Origin of the sequence: Faecalicoccus pleomorphus DSM 20574, from assembly GCF_000420345.1 — a bacterium.
GTDB lineage: Bacteria > Bacillota_I > Bacilli_A > Erysipelotrichales > Erysipelotrichaceae > Faecalicoccus > Faecalicoccus pleomorphus.
Genome location: NZ_ATUT01000003.1, coordinates 79,346 through 95,945 on the forward strand (window position 1 = coordinate 79,346; position 16,600 = coordinate 95,945).

Here is a 16,600-nt window from a genome sequence, read left to right on the forward strand (position 1 = left end):
AATCAAATAGTGGGAACAAAGGATTATGATAGTCCCTTTTGTAGGGGCTTAGTTTTTTGTACCCAATTTAAGAATACTTTTGCCTTATCAATTTTGACATATCCCCAAAAACAGCACTCACAAACAGGTGTATGCTGTATATGTGTATGTCCGCAAATTATCATCCCCAGTGGTAAAAGTATTTTACTGCTGGGGATTTTTATGCCCTTCGGGGCAGTAAAGGGAGGACAATCACATGAAAATAATCAATATTGGAATTCTTGCCCATGTAGACGCTGGAAAGACGACCTTGACGGAGAGCCTGCTATATGCCAGCGGAGCCATTTCAGAACCGGGGAGCGTCGAAAAAGGGACAACGAGGACGGACACCATGTTTTTGGAGCGGCAGCGTGGGATTACCATTCAAGCGGCAGTCACTTCCTTCCAGTGGCACAGATGTAAAGTCAACATTGTGGATACGCCCGGCCACATGGATTTTTTGGCGGAGGTGTACCGCTCTTTGGCTGTTTTAGATGGGGCCATCTTGGTGATCTCCGCTAAAGATGGCGTGCAGGCCCAGACCCGTATTCTGTTCCATGCCCTGCGGAAAATGAACATTCCCACCGTTATCTTTATCAACAAGATCGACCAGGCTGGCGTTGATTTGCAGAGCGTGGTTCAGTCTGTTCGGGATAAGCTCTCCGCCGATATTATCATCAAGCAGACGGTGTCGCTGTCCCCGGAAATAGTCCTGGAGGAAAATACCGACATAGAAGCATGGGATGCGGTCATCGAAAATAACGATAAATTATTGGAAAAGTATATCGCAGGAGAACCAATCAGCCGGGAAAAACTTGTGCGGGAGGAACAGCGGCGGGTTCAAGACGCCTCCCTGTTCCCGGTCTATTATGGCAGCGCCAAAAAGGGCCTTGGCATTCAACCGTTGATGGATGCGGTGACAGGGCTGTTCCAACCGATTGGGGAACAGGGGAGCGCCGCCCTATGCGGCAGCGTTTTCAAGGTGGAGTATACAGATTGCGGCCAGCGGCGTGTCTATCTACGGCTATACAGCGGAACGCTGCGCCTGCGGGATACGGTGGCCCTGGCCGGGAGAGAAAAGCTGAAAATCACAGAGATGCGTATTCCATCCAAAGGGGAAATTGTTCGGACAGACACCGCTTATCCGGGTGAAATTGTTATCCTTCCCAGCGACAGCGTGAGGTTAAACGATGTATTAGGGGACCCAACCCGGCTCCCTCGTAAAAGGTGGCGTGAGGACCCCCTCCCCATGCTGCGGACGTCGATTGCGCCGAAAACGGCAGCGCAAAGAGAACGGCTGCTGGACGCTCTTACGCAACTTGCGGATACTGACCCGCTTTTGCGCTGCGAGGTGGATTCCATCACCCATGAGATCATTCTTTCTTTTTTGGGCCGGGTGCAGTTGGAGGTTGTTTCCGCTTTGCTGTCGGAAAAATACAAGCTTGAAACAGTGGTAAAGGAACCCACCGTCATTTATATGGAGCGGCCGCTCAAAGCAGCCAGCCACACCATCCATATCGAGGTGCCGCCCAACCCGTTTTGGGCATCCATCGGACTGTCTGTTACACCACTCCCGCTTGGCTCCGGTGTACAATACGAGAGCCGGGTTTCGCTGGGATACTTGAACCAGAGTTTTCAAAACGCTGTCAGGGATGGTATCCGTTACGGGCTGGAGCAGGGCTTGTTCGGCTGGAACGTAACGGACTGTAAGATTTGCTTTGAATACGGGCTTTATTACAGTCCGGTCAGCACGCCGGCGGACTTCCGCTCATTGGCCCCGATTGTATTGGAACAGGCATTGAAGGAATCAGGGACGCAACTGCTGGAACCTTATCTCTCCTTCACCCTCTATGCGCCCCGGGAATATCTTTCCAGGGCTTATCATGATGCACCGAAATACTGTGCCACCATCGAAACGGTCCAGGTAAAAAAGGATGAAGTTGTCTTTACTGGCGAGATTCCCGCCCGCTGTATACAGGCATACCGTACTGATCTGGCCTTTTACACCAACGGGCAGAGCGTATGCCTTACAGAACTGAAAGGGTATCAGGCCGCTGTCGGCAAGCCAGTCATCCAGCCCCGCCGTCCAAACAGCCGCCTGGACAAGGTGCGCTATATGTTTCAGAAGATAATGTAACGTCTTGCGCAATGCAAGCGTTCATTGCTGGCTATTGCGAAATATCATTGATAAAATCAGTATCAGAGAGGAGAAACTATTTTGAACCAGGAACAGACGAATATTACAACAGGAAAGCAAATACGTCATCTGCGAACACAATTGGGAATGACACAGGAAGAACTAGCCGGGGAATTGAATGTTACCCGGCAGGCACTATCGAATTGGGAGAGAGATGTTAATGAACCCGATTTAAATATGTTGAAAAAAATTTGCTTTCTTTTTGGAGTCAACATGGACGATTTTGCGAAGGAGGTAATAACAAAGATGGAAACATATGAAAAAAAGGAGAAACGACAATTTAATAAGTACGATATGGCAATTGGACTTTTTTATGGTGTTGGTATATTTCTTGGCATTGGTATTTTCTTTGTTGGCGGTTTTATGACAATGTCAGGTGCAGGGTGGGGAGCATCACTATTTGGCGGTGGCTGTTTTTCTCTTGTATTTGGCTTGATATGCCATGCAGTTATTACATTGAGAAGAAATGACAAATGATGACATATCCTGCTTTCTATACTTTTCGGTAATACCGAGTAAAAAAAGCCGCTGCTTTTGGCTTTCCAATAGCGGCGGCTTAATGCAAGCGGCGGCAAAGGGAAATATCCTTTGAATACCTTACAGAAGAAAAGTTTTGCAGCATTACAAAAATAAAAGCCTATACCATTTTGGAAAGAAAAGATACATAATAGTCAAGACGACAACAATCAGAAGTTATGGAGGGTAACAATGGAATATAGTAAGGAAGATTTAATGGAAGCAAAAAAGCAAATTTTGGGAGTGGGAGAGAACATGGGAACAGAGGAAAGTAAAAAAATCTGGGAGGAGAACGCACAATTTTGGGATAATGCAATGGGTGACGAATCTAATGAATTTCACAGAGAGGTAGTGCGCCCCAAAGTAACGGAACTTCTATCTCCTAATCCTGCGGATTACATTTTGGATATTGCGTGTGGCAATGGAAATTATTCTTCGTATCTTGCACAAAGAGGTGCTTCGGTTGTCGCTTTTGATTACAGCAAAAAAATGATAGAATTGGCTAAAAGACGGCAATCACAATATGCAAAACAAATTGAATTTTGTGTGGCGGATGCGACCGATAGAAAAAGTATATTAGAATTAAAAAGAAATCGAGCCTTTACGAAAGCAGTTTCTAATATGGCAATTATGGATATTACGGACATTGAACCACTTCTTATGGCTGTTTATGAACTGTTGCAGGAAAGCGGAATTTTTGTCTTTGCAACGCAACACCCTTGTTTTGTCACGTTGACTGAAAAATATATGACACCGCACAGTTACTATGATATAGCGATTGAAGGGCAACCGAAAGAGCAGATTTATTATCATCGTTCCATACAAGATATTTTTAACCTTTGTTTTAGAGCTGGATTTGTCATTGATGGATTTTATGAAGAATGTTTCAAAACCAACAAAGAAATTCCTATGGTAATGATAGTAAGGCTTAAGAAGGTAAAACGTGATAGCTTAAAATAAATTCAAGTTTGTCGGGTAAATAGCAAACCCAGCCGAGCCAGTCAACGATAAAATGAACGCCGCTTCGCGCCGTCGTTGACAGCCCCGCCCGTCTTTGCTGGTAGGCAATCAAGGGGCGACAGCAAGGAGTACTGCCGCCCCGCACTATTATTCAGAGAGGGGGAATTTCCATGACCGAAGATGAAGCCTACAAGGTGCATATCCAGTACACATTCAATGCCTTTTGCAAGGTAGTCATTCGTCACGCAGCCATAGATAAAATCTTGAAGCTGCGCCGGAGGTGGGAACGGGAAGTTTCCCTTGATTATCTGATGAGTGAAAAGTTTGTCCAGCTTGCCGAGCCGGAGTAGCTTGAAGAATATCTTTTTACCGCCTGCGGCCAGACCGCCGTTCTGTATCATGCGGAGCTTGCCGCCGCCCTTGCCCTTTTGCCGGAGCAGACGCAGGAAGAAATTTTTCGTTACTATTTCCTGCGCCAGCCGCAGCGAGTGATCGGCGTACATATTGGCCGGACACGCAGCACAGCGGGGCGGCATATCCGGCTTGCCTTGCAGCGGTTAAGGCGGCTCATGGAGGGAAATGACTATGAGTAAACTTCTCCCCTATGAAACAATCGTCAAAGCCCATGAGGGCGACCCGGACGCAATCGACACCATTCTTTCCCACTATGCCGGATATATCCGCTACTGTTCCAAAGTACACGGGAAAGTCAACGCCGAAGTTGAGGAACATATAAAGCAACAGCTCATTGCCGCCCTGTTCAAATTTCGCTTTGACCGATAAACAAAGAACAAACACTGGCTGTCATTAGCGGTTTCACTCCAGCCAGTTTACAATTCATCTATTCCTAAAGGAAGCAGGTCATAGTATAATAGAACCAACGACAAATATACTTTTAGGGGAGATATAGCAATATGAAAAGTAATAAATACTTAACTATTGGCTTATTAACAGGATTTATTGTCGGTGGTTGCATAGGTGTGTTGGCATGGGCGTTTTTGCAAAATCTTTTTGCTATTTCTATTTGTGCAGGTATCGGAATGTTGATTGGAATTGTTATAGGTACATTGATTGATTATGAAAAAAATAATCATCAAGAGAAATAGAAAAAATGCACAATGCCTTAAAGGGAAAACAGGAATTTATTGTGCTATCCATCATCGGGCCAACCTGACCTGAACTTTCAAAACTGAATATCCACCGCCCATCGGCGGCCAGCGAAAGCAGTAAGTCTGAAAAAGATTTGCTGCTTTTTTCTTTATCCGTTTGGCAAAATCGCAAAGTCATCCGTAGTAGGTAGGTGAAGCCGGAAACAAAAAATTTTCTGCGGCGGTAGCCAAATCTGCATTTTCTGTATTTCTAAGGCAAAGGAAAATTTGAGAAAATTCCCGGCAAGCGGGTAGCTGGCGGCCTTTGAAATGTATCTTTAGCGGAAAGAAAGAACTGCGGGTAAAAATCGCCCCACGCCGTAAGATTTTTGCAGAAATCCGGCCAAAACAGGCGGCAGCTATACGAGTAGTAAGTGCAAGGGGAAATCTACGGCTTACTTAGAGCAAGTTTCTACCACGGTGCCAAAATCCGCAATTCTGCGGTTTTGCCCCTCGCGGGAAACTTGTTGGGGAGTGCCTTCCCCAAACCCTGCTTTGCGGCTTGCGCCGCTTATCCCCGCCGCGCTCATGCGGCAAGAAAGGAGGTCACGACCATGCGAAAGAAATACAACACACCCCACCGCAGCCGCGTTGTGAAAACCCGGCTGTCCGAAGATGAATACGCCGACTTCACAGCGCGGCTTGCGCCCTATGGTATCAGCCAGTCCGAATTTCTCCGGCAGGCGATACGGCGCACCACCATACGCCCCGTTATCCATGTGTCGGCGGTTAATGATGAACTGCTCTCCGCTGTCGGGAAGTTGGCCGCCGAGTACGGCAGGATCGGCGGCAACCTCAATCAGATTGCCCGGTATCTGAACGAGTACGGCGCACCCTACAACGCACTGTTCGGCGAGGTACGCGCCGCCATAGCCGACCTTGCCGCCCTCAAGTATGAAGTCCTCAAGAAAGTAGGTGACGCGGTTGGCAACACTCAAGCATATCAACTCTAAAAATGCCGACTACGGAGCCGCCGAACAATACCTGCTGTTTGAACATGACGAGTTTACCATGAAGCCTGTCCTTGATGAAACCGGCAGGCTTATCCCCCGCGAGGACTACCGGCTGTCCACGCTGAACTGCGGCGGCGAGGATTTTGCCGTTGCCTGTATGCGGGCAAATCTCCGCTATGAGAAAAACCAACGGCGGGAAGATGTGAAAAGCCACCACTATATCATCAGCTTTGACCCACGGGACGGGCCGGACAACGGCTTGACCGTAGACCGGGCGCAGGAATTGGGCGAGCAATTCTGTAAAGAGCATTTCCCCGGCCACCAAGCCCTTGTATGCACCCACCCGGACGGGCATAACCACAGCGGCAACATCCATGTGCATATCGTCATTAACAGCCTGCGGATAGAGGAAGTGCCGTTCCTGCCTTACATGGACAGGCCAGCCGACACGAAAGCCGGTTGCAAGCACCGCTGTACCGACGCTGCCATGCGCTACTTCAAATCCGAAGTCATGGAGATGTGCCACCGGGAGGGGCTTTACCAAATCGACCTCTTGAACGGCAGCAAGAACCGCGTCACAGACCGGGAGTATTGGGCGCAGAAAAAGGGACAGGCCGCGCTGGACAAGCAGAACGCCCCCATGATTGCCGAGGGTATCACACCTCGGCAGACCAAGTTTGAAACGAACAAGGAGAAGTTGCGGCAGACCATACGCGCCGCGCTGTCTGCGGCGACCTCATTCGAGGACTTTTCCTCTCTGCTGCTGCGGGAGGGTGTGACCGTCAAGGAGAGCCGGGGGCGGCTGTCCTATCTCACGCCGGACAGGACAAAGCCCATTACCGCCCGAAAACTGGGCGACGACTTTGACCGCGCCGCTGTCCTTGCCGTTTTGGAGCAGAACGCCGCCAGAGCCACAGAAAAGGCCGCGGCCATACCCGACGAATACCCCCGGCGTGGGAAAGCTGGCATACAGCCCACAAAAACCCCTCAAACCGCCCCGAAACAGGACGGTGTGCAGCGGCTTGTGGACATTGAGCAGAAGAAAGCCGAGGGCAAAGGCCGGGGCTATGAACGCTGGGCGACCATGCACAACCTCAAACAAATGGCCGCGACGCTGAATGTGTATCAGGAATACGGCTTCACTTCCCCGGAGCAGTTAGAAGCCGCCGTTGATACCGCCTATCAGGAAATGCGCCAGACCAGCGGCAAGCTGAAAACGCTGGAAACGAAGCTACAAGGGAAAAAGGAGTTGCAGCAACAGGTACTTGCCTATGCCAAGACCAAGCCCGCCCGCGATGGGCTGAAAGTGCAGAAATCCGAGAAAGCCCGCGCCGCCTATCGGCAGGCAAACGAGAGCGATTTTATCATAGCCGAAGCCGCCGCCCGGTATTTCAAGGCGCATGGCATTACCAAGCTGCCCGCCCGGAAAGCGTTGCAGGCCGAGATCGAGCAGCTTATCTCCGAGAAAGACGGCCTGTATAACACCTATCACGAACAGAAACAGCGGTTCAAGGAATTGCAGACCGTCAAGCGGAACATCGACCAGATTTTGCGCCGGGAGGAACCCCACCGCAGAAAGGAGCAGAGCCATGAGCGATAACCTGCCCCGCATGGACTACCGCCAGCACCGGCGGGCGCGGCGGCTGGTACATGAGTGCTGTAACTACGACGAGGGGAACTGCCTGCTGTTAGACGACGGGGAGCCTTGCGTGTGCGTCCAGAGCATTTCCCTTTCCCTCATGTGCCGCTGGTTCCGTGTGGCTGTCCTGCCCCTTGACGGGGAGCTGGCCGCAGCCCTTTTGTACAAGGGGAGCCGGAAACGCTGCGCCGTCTGCGGGGCGGCCTTTGTCCCCAAATCCAACCGGGGAAAATACTGCCCCGACTGCGCCGCCAGAGTACGCCGCCGCAAAGAAGCCGAGCGACAGCGCAAACGCTACCACCTTTCTACGCATTTAGGGGCTGTCAAACCCTTGTAAATCAAGGCTTTTTTGCCCGCCCTCAACGGGGGCTTGATACATTTATCCTTTTCCCCCGGAAACGGCGTTCTAAATGCGTACAAACGCACCAAATCCACCCAAAGGAGGAACCATGTCAGACAACCGAAAATACTACTACCTCAAGCTGAAAGAGAATTACTTTGACGAGGACGCTATCGTGCTGCTGGAAAGTATGCAGGACGGTATCCTCTATTCCAACATTCTCTTGAAACTGTACCTGAAATCGCTGAAAAACGGCGGGAAGTTGCAGCTTGATGAAAATATTCCCTACACCGCGCAGATGATTGCCACCATTACCCGCCAGCAAGTCGGCACCGTAGAGCGAGCCTTGCAGATTTTTATGAAGCTGGGGCTTGTGGAGCCGTTACAGAACGGCGCGTTGTATATGAGCAACATTGAACTGCTTATCGGCCAATCCTCTACCGAGGGGGAGCGGAAACGGCGGGCAAGGCTGGCTTTGCAGGAGCAGAAAGCCTTGCCAAAGGCCGGGGCGGACAAATGTCCACCATATCAAGCGGACATTTGTCCACCAGAGATAGAGATAGAGATAGAGAAAGAGATAGAAAAAGAGAGAGAGCGAGAGTTAGATACGGGACAGCCCGCCCGCGCCGCCTATGGCCGATATGAAAATGTCTTTCTTTCGCAATCAGAACTGGACGGGCTGAAAGCAGACCTGCCCGACAAATGGAACTATTACATTGACCGGCTATCCTGCCATATCGCGTCCAGCGGCAAGCGATACCGCAGCCATGCCGCGACAATCTACAAATGGGCGCAGGAGGACGCAGCCAGGAAAGCCCCGAAAAAGGGCATACCAGACTACTCATGCAAGGAGGGCGAGAGTTTATGAAGAACGAAATCAACGCTGTTTTGGAGAATATGACCGCCACCACCCCGGAGCCGGAGGACTACACCGGCGAGGACGGTTTACTGTACTGCGGCAAGTGCCGCAAGCCGAAAGAAGCCTATTTTGCGCCGGATAAGGCCGCTATCTTTGGCCGTGACCGCCACCCGGCAGAGTGCGACTGCCAGAGAGCCGCCCGCGAGGAACGGGAGGCCGCCGAGAAGCGGCGCAGGCACCTTGACACCGTGGAGGAACTGAAACGCCGGGGCTTTACCGACCCCACCATGCGGGACTGGACTTTTGAGAACGACAACGGCAGGAACCCACAGGCCGGGATTGCCCGCCGGTATGTGGAGCATTGGGAGGATATGCGAGCCGACAATATCGGCTGCCTGTTCTGGGGCGGCGTGGGAACCGGGAAAAGCTACCTTGCGGGCTGTATCGCAAACGCCCTCATGGAGAAAGAAATCCCCGTCCACATGACGAACTTTGCCCTTATCCTCAATGACCTTGCCGCCAGCTTTGAGGGGCGCAACGAGTACATTTCCCGCCTTTGCCGCTATCCGCTGCTTATCCTTGACGACTTCGGCATGGAGCGCGGAACGGAATACGGGCTGGAGCAGGTTTTCAATGTGATTGACAGCCGTTACCGCAGCGGCAAGCCGCTGATCGTCACGACCAACCTCACGCTGGACGATTTGCGGAACCCGGAGGACACCGCCCATTCCCGGATTTATGACCGGCTGCTTTCCATGTGCGTCCCAGTACGTTTTACCGGCGAGAATTTCCGGCAGGAAACCGCGCAGCGGAAAATGGAGAGCATGAAGAAACTGATTACCGACTGAAAGGAGTATTGCCTATGGCAGATAACAAGCAGCACGACACCCGCACCGCCCGCCGCCCCGACTGCGTGACGGAAATCCGCATGGGCAATTCCGTCCTTGTCGTGTCCGGCTATTTCAAGAAAGACACTACCACCACCGCCGCCGACAAAATGGCGCGGGTACTGGAAGCGGAAGCCGCTGCTACACAAAAACCGGCGATTTGACAAGCTGTAAAGAAGCAGATTTGACACTTTTGCCGCTATACAACCAGCCCTGTTCCGTGGTACAATGAAACCACGGAATAGTGGGGCTGGCTGTCGGAAACGGAGGATTTTATGTTAAGACAAGCCACCCAAAACCTCATTACCGCCCTTTATCCGAGATTGTCCCATGAGGACGAATTGCAAGGCGAGAGCAATTCCATATCGAACCAAAAACGGATACTCGAAGCCTTTGCAAAACAGAATGGCTTTACCAACCTGCGCTGGTACACCGACGACGGCTATTCCGGCGCGAACTTTCAAAGGCCCGGTTTTCAAGCCATGCTTGCAGACATTGAAGCCGGGAAAGTAGGTACGGTCATTGTCAAGGACATGAGCCGGTTAGGGCGAAACTACTTGCAGGTGGGATTTTACACGGAAATGCTGTTCCCCCAAAAGGGCGTGCGGTTTATCGCTGTCAACGACAATGTGGACAGTGCAAACGGCGGCATGGACAACGATTTTACCCCTCTGCGAAATCTGTTCAACGAATGGCTGGTGAGAGATACGAGCAAGAAAATCAAGGCAGTTAAGAGAGCAAAAGGCATGAGCGGCAAGCCCGTTACCAGCAAGCCGGTGTATGGCTACCTCATGGACGAGGACGAGAACTATATCGTTGACGAGGAAACCGCGCCGGTAGTCCGGCAGATATACCAGCTTTGCCTTGCCGGGAACGGCCCGACCAAGATTGCCCGTATGCTTACGGAGCAGCAAATCCCCACGCCGGGGACGCTGGAATACCGCAGGACGGGCAGCACCCGCCGCTACCACCCCGGCTATGAGTGCAAGTGGGCGACAAATACCGTTGTCCACCTGTTGGAAAACCGGGAGTACACCGGCTGTCTGGTAAACTTCAAGACGGAGAAGCCCTCTTACAAGACCAAGCATAGCGTAGAGAACCCCATTGAGAAGCAGGCCATTTTCCCGAACCACCATGAGCCGATTATCGACACGGAAACATGGGAGCGCGTGCAGGAGTTACGCAAGCAGCGCAAACGCCCGAACCGCTATGACGAGGTGGGGCTGTTCTCCGGTATGCTGTTCTGCGCCGACTGCGGCCATGTGATGTACCAGCAGCGGTATCAGAACAAGAACCGCAAGCAGGACTGTTACATCTGCGGCAGCTACAAGAAGCGCACCCGCGACTGTACGGCGCACTTTATCCGCACCGACCTGTTGACCGCCGGTGTCCTCTCCAATCTCCGGCAAGTGACCGAATACGCCGCCAAGCATGAGAGCCGCTTTGTGAAGCTGCTTATCCAGCAGAACGAGATCGGCGGCAAGAGAAAGACCGCCGCAGCCACCAAGCAGCTTGAACAGGCGCAGGAGCGCATTTCCGAAGTGAGCCGCATTATCAAGCGGCTGTATGAGGACAATGTGAACGGCAAAATCAGCGACGAGCGTTTCATGGAACTGTCGGCAGACTATGAGCAGGAGCAGCGGGAACTGAAAGACCGCGCCGCCGCTTTGCAGGAGGAACTGGACAAGTCGCAGGCCGCCACCATCAACGCGGAAAAGTTTATGGGTATCGTCCGAAAGCACCTTGCCTTTGAGGAATTGACCCCCACCCTCTTGCGGGAGATGATTGAGAAAATCGTCGTGCATGAGTGCAGCTATGACGAGAACGGCACCCGCAGGCAGGACATTGAGATTTATTACAGCTTTGTCGGCAAGATTGACTTGCCAGAATAACCGCCCGACCTATCCGACACAATGCGCAAGTGCCGGATAGGAACGGCAAAATTTTTTACACTTCTATTACTTCTTTATCGCACATCAGCAAAAGGTCATGGTTTCCAAACTGCCGGAAAGCCAAAGAGCCATACCGCCCGGAAGGACGCTTAGAAGTACGGACGGGATCACTGCATTATAAGAACACATGGTTTTCTGGCTGTTAGCCATCCATTTTATGTAGTAATCTGCATTGCCCCGGACAGCATCCGCATATTTCTCATAGGAACCTGCAGACTGGCTGAATGCTTTGACTACCTCAATACCGCCGATATACTCTACAACAGCATCGGCCATTTTCTTGCTGGCGGCCATTGCACCTGCGCCTTCTGTGGCATAGTTCCGCATACCGATGGACATAATGACCAACCCGATAAACAGGGTTGCCAAGGAAAGAAGTGCCATCCGCCAATCCAAAACGAACAGGTATACAATGATAAACAGCGGCACCAACATATTTGAAGTCATTTCCGGCAGGAGATGAGCAAATGGTATTTCCATCCCTTCTATCCGGTCAACAATGATGCTTTTATAGTGGCCGGATGGGGTGTCTAAAATCGTTCCCATCGGCACCTTTGCGAGTTTTTCCACAACACGCTCCCGCAGATCCCGCAGCGTACTATATGCCGCATTATGGGAAATTACTGTTGACAGGTTTGAAAAAAGCACCTTCCCGCAATATCCTGCTAAAGCCACAAGACATACAGGCAGATATGCAGAGAAGGCAGTTTCTCCAGCGAACATTTTAGAAATGACATTAACTACACAAAAATACGGTATCATCTGGCAGGCCACACCGAGAATTGCCAGGATAATACTGAAAACAAATTTACCGTGATGAGCCTTCCCCCAGCTCCAAAGAGTGCCGAGGGGAGAACCCTTTTTCTGTTCTTTCACAACTTATCAACCTCCTTCTTCAGAAATATCAGCCGACTTCCTGCGCCCGTCCCTCAGTGATTCGGATAATTCTATCACAGCATAAAGCAATCAGCTCCGGGTCATGGGTCGATACAAATATAGTCTTTCCTTCAGCCGCCAGTCTTTTCAAAAGTTCCGCAACCTCACGCATGTGGCGGTAATCCAGTCCAGATGTCGGCTCATCGAAAAGTAATATCTGCGCCTGTGCTGCAATAGCAGATGCAATCGCTACCCGCTGCTTTTGTCCTCCTGACAAAGCCATCGGATGTTTTTCCTTGTATTCATCCAAGTCAAGGCTTTCTAAAATTTTTTCGGCTGCCTTCTCATCGGGGTGTTCCATTGACAGAAGCACTTCGGAGAGAACACTATTTGTAAATAGCTGATGGTTTACATCCTGCATAACCATATAGCAAATCTTTGTCAACTGCCGCCCATGATATGTTCTGCCTGAGACTTCGACAGTCCCTATACAGGTCTTTTCTAACCCGCATAAGCAGCGAAGAAAGGTTGATTTTCCAGAGCCGTTATCCCCAATCACTCCGACAATTTTCCCTTTTTCAATTTGAAGATGTGGTATCCGTAAATCGCAGATTTCTTCATCTTCTGGTGTCAGCTTTTTCTTTACGAAAAGATATTTTCGCGGTGTGTAAGTGAAATAGAAATCCGTAAGGCACAACAGTTCATCTCTGTCAATGCCTGTTTTCAGATTTCTCTGGTCTGCGGGATTTTCATCGCCTGACTTTGAAACATTAGAAAATTGCCGGATATAGCGTTCCTCCAATGTAACAGGCCGAAGTTCATAAGATTTCAATTCCTTTTCAGTAAGCTGAGAAAATTCTTGCCTTGTCCATTCGTTGACAATACGGCCTTTTTCCATATAAACTGCCCGGTCAATAATATCTTTCAGATACCATAGGCGGTGTTCTGAAATGATGATCGTCTTGCCTTGAGACTTCCACAGCTGCATAGCATCACGCAGATCGCGGATTGCCGCCCAATCCAGATTTGAGGATGGTTCATCCAAAATGATGATGTCCGGTAAGAGAGCCGCCACCGATGCACAGGCAATCTTTTGTTTTTCACCGCCAGATAAGTCGAAAAGGCTGCGTCCCAAAAGTTCATTTAGATTTAACTCCTGGACTACCTGCTTTTTCCTGGATAAAATTTCCGGCTTTGGCAAGCCGATATTTTCAGGCCCAAAGACCACTTCGCCGTCTGTGTCTACGGAAAAGAATTGGCTGCGGGGATTTTGGAAAACAGACCCGACAATTCCGGCCAGATTATAAAGTTCCTGCTGCTTGATGTCTAATCCATTCACACAAACATCCCCGGTAAGCTCGCCCTTGAAAAAATGGGGGATAAGACCATTGATAAGCCTCGTCACAGTTGTTTTACCACAGCCTGATGCACCGCACAAAAGAATACATTCTCCGTCTGTAACAGACAGATTAAAATCAGAAAGTCCCGCTTGGTCTAATCCTGAATAATGAAAGGTTACATTTTTTATCTCAATCATATCATCCTACTTCCACTCACACTGAAAGGTAAATATATAAAATTGACAACACTAAAGTTACTGCAATTACCACATAATCTTTGCTATGGAACCCAATCTCACAAACATTCGTCCTTTTTACCGGTGCTCCAAGACCTCTGGTGACTGCCGCCGCTGATAACTCGTCCCCGATACTGATACAGGAAAACAGCAGAGGAACTAAACGATATTCAATCATTTTCGTTACCTTGCCGCCGCCAAAAGCAATTCCTCTCATACGCATAGCATCACGGATTGACCGGTATTCCTCTGACAATGTAGGAAAAAAGCGCATCATTACGGCAATAGAAATTGCAAGTCCTTGTGGCAGGCGCATACGGTTCATAGCAGCCATAAATTCACTGATTTTTGTTGTTGAAATGCAGTACCAGACCATAATCATCGTTGGTGCAAACTGCGTAATCATGTAGCATAGAAACAGTATCAACATGCCCGCTATGCCCCCGATGTTTTCCTGTGTAATCTCCATAAGCCATGTAGCCAAAATGAAAAGAACAGTAAACCTTGCGCCTACATGGGGTTTCCCTTCCAGGCAGACCAGAACCACAGGAATGTAGGTCATGATGGCCCGGACAATATAAGCCGGGCCATCCGTTACATCAATCATTACAACAACGGAAAACAAAATCAGCAAAAGCAGTTTTGTTCTCGGATCAAGATGGAAGCGGATATTGAGGCTTTTTCTATATCCATTTTCCATTTACACAATTCCCGCCTTTTCAAAGTTCTTCCGTACAACGGCCTTACCAATAAACGCACCGATTACTCCGCACACAAAGCAGAGCAGAATAATGACTGGATATGTAGCGGGAGTTACGAGCGTAAACAGAGTATCGGCAAAAGAAGCATCAAATCCGCTTTCAATCAGACTTTGCTTGTAAGAGTCTGCTGTGAGAATGAGGGGAAGATAACTTGCACTAACCCAAAGATTGAATACGCCGCAACTGATAACGGTTTTTTTCCAACTTTTATATTTCCCGGACTTGGCAATCAGATCTGCAATCACTCCTGCCGCAATACAAACAGGTGCGCCAAGAAAGCCCATGCCAAAGATAAACAACAGGATTGCAACAATAACCGATGTTATTGTAAGCATCCCAAACTTTTCGATCCGCGCATAGTAGAGCATCATCGGAATACCTGTGACAATCGGGATGAGAACGGCATAACCGGCGACAACAAACGGGGATAGAAATCCGAGATACATGATAACCATCTGCACAACCCACAGGATTGCGGTAAAGATACCAATGGTGATGAAGTCTCTTGCCTTTAGTTTCTTTTCATTCATGAGAATGTCCTCCTAACTTTTCATTGTGGTTAGGCTTTGCTAACCGCAATAAAGTATAGCACACCGTTCATCTGTACTTCTATCCCTATATCAGCATTTTAGCCCCATATAGCAACGAGTTTTAACTTGACAAGGAATCAAAATAAGACGATAATAGTTGTGACGATTCCATATCGCAAGAAATAGTAGCTAAAAAAGGGGCGGTGTAATGGGTGAAATATTAAATCAAATGCTTGAAAACTATTTGGTTTCATCAAATGTGCAGTTGCAAAAAGGGCCGGATAGCCTGTCATTCACAATCAATTCGGCAGAGGGCATCAGTAAAACAACCCTTTTCAATATTCTGCCATATATGCGCCTGATTTTCTTTGACATTCACGCTCGTTCTTTGCCGGGAGAAATCGCAGAAAATGCTGTGTATCACCCTATGCAGTTTAATTATTGTGTGGGTGGCCGGATTGAAATGCTTTTGGATGACAATTCTTATATTTATCTCAAAGAAAAAGATTTTTGCATCAGCAGGCAGACCTCGCAAAGCGAATCTTATTTCCCTACGAAGTATTATCACGGTATTACCATGTATTTTGACCCTGATTTTTTTACAGAAGCCAACTCCAATGTGGATAATCTTTTTAATTTGAACTTGTCGCAACTGTCAGAAATCTACTTTGAAAAAAAGGATACATACATCGCAGAAGCCAGCAGTGAAATGGGAAAAATCCTTGAGCGGTTATGGCAGTTCTATGAAACACCATCTCCTTTTCATATGAAACTTTGTGTCTTGGAGTTGCTACATCTACTGTTAGATGCAGGAAATGTTGTCAAGGAAAAAACTCTAACCTTCTATACCAGCGTACAAGTGGAAATTGCGAAAAAGGCAGAGCAGATATTAACCGCTGATTTGAAACAGCATATTCCCATGAAACAGATTGCACAACAATTCGGCGTTAGTGAAACAAGTTTGAAAAATTACTTTCGAGGAGTATATGGAAAAAATGTTTCCGACTATCTGCGTGATTTACGTATGAGCATGGCAGAAAAGTTATTAACTGAAACCACGCTATCCATATCTGAAATCGCTTCACAAATTGGATATACAAAACAAGGGAAGTTTGCCGAAGTATTCCGTCAACAATTTCAGATGAACCCTCTGGAATATAGGCGAACTAAAAAAATTCAAAAGCTGTGAGATTACAGATTGGCAAGCAATGCAAACATATACATGTTTTGCGATTTTGGCCGGATTGCACCGGCCAAAATGCTTGTTGAGGGATTCCCCCCAAGCCCCCAAGATCGTCCCCATTCGGTGACGGCTGCGCGTCCTGCGGACGCTGAAAAATTTTAAGAAGCAAAAGAAAACCTCTATGCAAATGGTTCGTCCATTCACA

At 49.0% G+C, this 16,600-nt stretch carries 18 protein-coding genes; 13 read left to right on the plus strand and 5 right to left on the minus strand.

Features of this window, described 5'->3' with window-relative positions:
• Positions 1–235: 235 nt before the first annotated feature.
• The 3 genes from tet(W) to G413_RS0102795 all read left to right on the plus strand — a co-directional run bounded on the left by tet(W) (position 236) and on the right by G413_RS0102795 (position 3,691).
• The gene (gene tet(W) / locus G413_RS0102785; RefSeq protein ID WP_000691721.1) at positions 236–2,155 is read left to right on the plus strand and encodes a tetracycline resistance ribosomal protection protein Tet(W); all 1,920 of its coding nucleotides are present in this window, start codon (positions 236–238) and stop codon (positions 2,153–2,155) included.
• 81 nt (positions 2,156–2,236) lie between these two features.
• A complete protein-coding gene (locus G413_RS0102790) occupies positions 2,237–2,692 on the plus strand; it encodes an XRE family transcriptional regulator (protein ID WP_001071126.1) in 456 nt (151 codons plus the stop codon).
• A gap of 231 nt (positions 2,693–2,923) precedes the next feature.
• Entirely contained in the window at positions 2,924–3,691 is a 768-nt protein-coding gene (locus tag G413_RS0102795; protein WP_000456787.1) for a class I SAM-dependent methyltransferase, read from the plus strand.
• A 41-nt stretch (positions 3,692–3,732) separates the two neighbouring features.
• Here the strand turns inward: G413_RS0102795 and G413_RS12620 are convergent, their stop codons facing one another.
• Positions 3,733–4,227, minus strand: coding sequence for a hypothetical protein (locus G413_RS12620; RefSeq protein WP_001135090.1), 495 nt, complete (start codon positions 4,225–4,227; stop codon positions 3,733–3,735).
• Between the two features lie 49 nt (positions 4,228–4,276).
• On the opposite strand from G413_RS12620, the gene G413_RS0102805 reads away from it, so the two are divergent.
• The 9 genes from G413_RS0102805 (at position 4,277) to G413_RS0102845 (ending at position 11,409) form a co-directional block, all read left to right on the plus strand.
• Positions 4,277–4,474, plus strand: coding sequence for a helix-turn-helix domain-containing protein (locus tag G413_RS0102805; protein WP_001909500.1), 198 nt, complete (start codon positions 4,277–4,279; stop codon positions 4,472–4,474).
• A 131-nt stretch (positions 4,475–4,605) separates the two neighbouring features.
• Positions 4,606–4,797, plus strand: a complete 192-nt coding sequence (locus G413_RS12385) for a hypothetical protein (protein ID WP_000841357.1) — start codon at positions 4,606–4,608, stop codon at positions 4,795–4,797.
• Between the two features lie 596 nt (positions 4,798–5,393).
• Complete coding sequence (locus G413_RS0102815; protein WP_022789425.1) at positions 5,394–5,792, plus strand: plasmid mobilization protein; 399 nt, start codon at positions 5,394–5,396, stop codon at positions 5,790–5,792.
• Entirely contained in the window at positions 5,764–7,392 is a 1,629-nt protein-coding gene (locus G413_RS0102820) for a relaxase/mobilization nuclease domain-containing protein (protein WP_027969007.1), read from the plus strand. The genes G413_RS0102815 and G413_RS0102820 overlap by 29 nt, the downstream gene beginning before the upstream one ends.
• A complete protein-coding gene (locus tag G413_RS11915; RefSeq protein WP_037614314.1) occupies positions 7,382–7,768 on the plus strand; it encodes a cysteine-rich VLP domain-containing protein in 387 nt (128 codons plus the stop codon). Before G413_RS0102820 ends, G413_RS11915 begins: the two co-directional genes overlap by 11 nt.
• Before the next feature lie 112 nt (positions 7,769–7,880).
• Positions 7,881–8,639, plus strand: coding sequence for a phage replisome organizer N-terminal domain-containing protein (locus G413_RS0102830; protein WP_027969008.1), 759 nt, complete (start codon positions 7,881–7,883; stop codon positions 8,637–8,639).
• Positions 8,636–9,478, plus strand: coding sequence for an ATP-binding protein (locus tag G413_RS11920; protein WP_081637601.1), 843 nt, complete (start codon positions 8,636–8,638; stop codon positions 9,476–9,478). The genes G413_RS0102830 and G413_RS11920 overlap by 4 nt, the downstream gene beginning before the upstream one ends.
• 14 nt (positions 9,479–9,492) lie before the next feature.
• Positions 9,493–9,681: a transposon-encoded TnpW family protein gene (locus G413_RS0102840; RefSeq protein ID WP_020995296.1), complete on the plus strand. Its 189-nt coding sequence runs from the start codon at positions 9,493–9,495 to the stop codon at positions 9,679–9,681.
• 111 nt (positions 9,682–9,792) lie between these two features.
• Positions 9,793–11,409, plus strand: coding sequence for a recombinase family protein (locus tag G413_RS0102845; RefSeq protein ID WP_022789429.1), 1,617 nt, complete (start codon positions 9,793–9,795; stop codon positions 11,407–11,409).
• 84 nt (positions 11,410–11,493) lie between these two features.
• Here the strand turns inward: G413_RS0102845 and G413_RS10780 are convergent, their stop codons facing one another.
• The 4 genes from G413_RS10780 to G413_RS0102865 are packed head-to-tail and all read right to left on the minus strand — an operon-like array spanning position 11,494 to position 15,212.
• On the minus strand, positions 11,494–12,345 hold the full coding sequence (locus G413_RS10780) for an ABC transporter transmembrane domain-containing protein (protein WP_022789430.1): 852 nt from the start codon (positions 12,343–12,345) through the stop codon (positions 11,494–11,496).
• A gap of 28 nt (positions 12,346–12,373) precedes the next feature.
• Positions 12,374–13,882 (minus strand): ABC transporter ATP-binding protein, encoded by a 1,509-nt coding sequence (locus G413_RS0102855; protein WP_022789431.1) that lies wholly within the window; start codon positions 13,880–13,882, stop codon positions 12,374–12,376.
• A 16-nt stretch (positions 13,883–13,898) separates the two neighbouring features.
• Entirely contained in the window at positions 13,899–14,621 is a 723-nt protein-coding gene (locus G413_RS0102860; protein ID WP_002607860.1) for an energy-coupling factor transporter transmembrane component T, read from the minus strand.
• On the minus strand, positions 14,622–15,212 hold the full coding sequence (locus G413_RS0102865) for an MptD family putative ECF transporter S component (protein ID WP_022789432.1): 591 nt from the start codon (positions 15,210–15,212) through the stop codon (positions 14,622–14,624).
• 208 nt (positions 15,213–15,420) lie between these two features.
• On the opposite strand from G413_RS0102865, the gene G413_RS0102870 reads away from it, so the two are divergent.
• The gene (locus G413_RS0102870) at positions 15,421–16,401 is read left to right on the plus strand and encodes a helix-turn-helix domain-containing protein (RefSeq protein ID WP_022789433.1); all 981 of its coding nucleotides are present in this window, start codon (positions 15,421–15,423) and stop codon (positions 16,399–16,401) included.
• The last annotated feature ends 199 nt before the right edge of the window (positions 16,402–16,600 follow it).

What these genes read in the sequence shown, in the direction of transcription:
- G413_RS12385 (WP_000841357.1), top strand. Translation starts at nt 4,606, where the DNA reads ATGAAAAGTAATAAATACTTAACTATTGGCTTATTAACAGGATTTATT.
- G413_RS0102830 (WP_027969008.1), top strand. Translation starts at nt 7,881, where the DNA reads ATGTCAGACAACCGAAAATACTACTACCTCAAGCTGAAAGAGAATTAC.
- G413_RS0102795 (WP_000456787.1), top strand. Translation starts at nt 2,924, where the DNA reads ATGGAATATAGTAAGGAAGATTTAATGGAAGCAAAAAAGCAAATTTTG.
- G413_RS0102845 (WP_022789429.1), top strand. Translation starts at nt 9,793, where the DNA reads ATGTTAAGACAAGCCACCCAAAACCTCATTACCGCCCTTTATCCGAGA.
- G413_RS0102855 (WP_022789431.1), bottom strand. Translation starts at nt 13,882, where the DNA reads ATGATTGAGATAAAAAATGTAACCTTTCATTATTCAGGATTAGACCAA.
- G413_RS0102860 (WP_002607860.1), bottom strand. Translation starts at nt 14,621, where the DNA reads ATGGAAAATGGATATAGAAAAAGCCTCAATATCCGCTTCCATCTTGAT.
- G413_RS11920 (WP_081637601.1), top strand. Translation starts at nt 8,636, where the DNA reads ATGAAGAACGAAATCAACGCTGTTTTGGAGAATATGACCGCCACCACC.
- G413_RS0102840 (WP_020995296.1), top strand. Translation starts at nt 9,493, where the DNA reads ATGGCAGATAACAAGCAGCACGACACCCGCACCGCCCGCCGCCCCGAC.
- G413_RS12620 (WP_001135090.1), bottom strand. Translation starts at nt 4,227, where the DNA reads ATGCCGCCCCGCTGTGCTGCGTGTCCGGCCAATATGTACGCCGATCAC.
- G413_RS11915 (WP_037614314.1), top strand. Translation starts at nt 7,382, where the DNA reads ATGAGCGATAACCTGCCCCGCATGGACTACCGCCAGCACCGGCGGGCG.
- G413_RS0102805 (WP_001909500.1), top strand. Translation starts at nt 4,277, where the DNA reads ATGAGTAAACTTCTCCCCTATGAAACAATCGTCAAAGCCCATGAGGGC.
- G413_RS0102870 (WP_022789433.1), top strand. Translation starts at nt 15,421, where the DNA reads ATGGGTGAAATATTAAATCAAATGCTTGAAAACTATTTGGTTTCATCA.
- G413_RS0102865 (WP_022789432.1), bottom strand. Translation starts at nt 15,212, where the DNA reads ATGAATGAAAAGAAACTAAAGGCAAGAGACTTCATCACCATTGGTATC.
- G413_RS0102815 (WP_022789425.1), top strand. Translation starts at nt 5,394, where the DNA reads ATGCGAAAGAAATACAACACACCCCACCGCAGCCGCGTTGTGAAAACC.